This is a genomic window from Halorubrum sp. SD626R (genome assembly GCF_001261915.1).
Taxonomy (GTDB): Archaea; Halobacteriota; Halobacteria; order Halobacteriales; family Haloferacaceae; genus Halorubrum.
Window position 1 is genome coordinate 1 of record NZ_CVRT01000062.1, and the last position, 1,311, is coordinate 1,311.

The 1,311-nt window shown below is 75.1% G+C and carries 1 protein-coding gene and 1 pseudogene; both read left to right on the top strand.

Annotation, left to right across the window (positions count from 1 at the left end):
• The first annotated feature begins 206 nt into the window (after positions 1-206).
• Positions 207-1,232 carry an ABC transporter ATP-binding protein gene (locus tag SD626R_RS06210; RefSeq protein ID WP_092564838.1) on the top strand — a complete coding sequence of 342 codons (1,026 nt, stop codon included), beginning with the start codon at positions 207-209 and terminating at the stop codon, positions 1,230-1,232.
• A pseudogene (locus SD626R_RS17380) lies at positions 1,229-1,311 on the top strand (ABC transporter permease); the annotation flags it as partial. The gene SD626R_RS06210 and the pseudogene SD626R_RS17380, both read left to right, overlap by 4 nt.

A 1,311-nucleotide genomic window follows, 5' to 3' on the forward strand; every position in this document is an offset into this window, starting at 1 on the left:
GGCTTGACCGAGAAGCGGCGGAGGTCGAAGAGGAACGCCGCCGCCTCGTGGTAGTCCATGTCCCTGAGTCGGCGTCGCGTCGCTTAGGCGTAACGGACCGGGGCGGACCGGGTCGTCGCCGCCGGCCGTGAACGCGGCCCGCGTCGCGGCGGCGACGCCGACCGCGAAGAGCAACCCTTAGGCGCGCGGCGGCCCGACCCGATCGCATGAACGAGACACCGGCCGCGTCGGTGTCCGCGGTCGACGCGGCCGAGGTCGTGGCCGACGACGCCGACGACCCGGTCCTCGTCGGCGAGGGCGTCCGGCGGTCGTACGGCGACGTCGTCGCGCTCGACGGGGTCGACCTCCGCGTCGAGGCCGGCGAGGTGTTCGGGCTCATCGGCCCCAACGGGGCGGGGAAGACCACGCTCGTCCGCGCGCTGACGGGGACGACCGACGCCGAGGGCGACCTGCGCGTGTTCGGCGTCCCGCCCGACGCGGTCGACCCGCAGCGGATCGGGCTGCTCCCGCAGTCGTTCGACCCGCCCGAGCGCCTCACCGCGACCGAACTCGTCGAGTACTACGGCGGGCTCTACGACGACGCCCGCGAGGTCGAGTCGGTCCTGCGGGACGTGGGGATGGCCGACGACGCCGACGCGTGGTACGAGACGCTCTCGGGCGGACAGAAGCGCCGGACCTGCGTCGCGACCGCCGTCGTCAACGACCCCGACCTGCTCTTCCTCGACGAGCCGACCACGGGGATCGACCCGGCGGGCCGCCGGTCGATCCACCGCCTGATCGAGCGGCTCGCCGACGGCGGCACGACGGTCTTCCTCACGAGCCACGCGATGGACGAGGTCGAGCGGCTCGCCGACCGCGTCGCCCTCGTCCGCGACGGCGCGGTCGTCGCCGTCGGCCGGCCCGACGAGCTGATCGCGGAACACGGCGGCGCGCCGCGGCTGGACGTGAGCCTCGACGAGTCCGCGGACGACGGGGTCGTCGAGCGGGTCGAGGCCGGCCTCCCGGGGGACGTCGCCGTCGAGTCGACCCGAGGCGGGCTGCGGGTCCGGGGGGTTCGACCCGAGGCGATCGGCGACGCGGTCGACGCCCTCGACGGGGCCGGGGTCGCCTTCGAGTCGCTCGCGTGGTCCGAGCCCTCGCTGGAGGACGTCTACCTGCGGCTCACCGGCGAGGAGTACTCGCCGCGGGAAGGGATCCTCGACGAGGCTCCCCGAGACGGGGGCGACCGATGACCCGCGTCGGCCGGATCCGCACCGAGGCGACCGCGGCGGCGCGGTCGTTCCTCCGCCGGCGGACGGCGGTGTTCTTCAC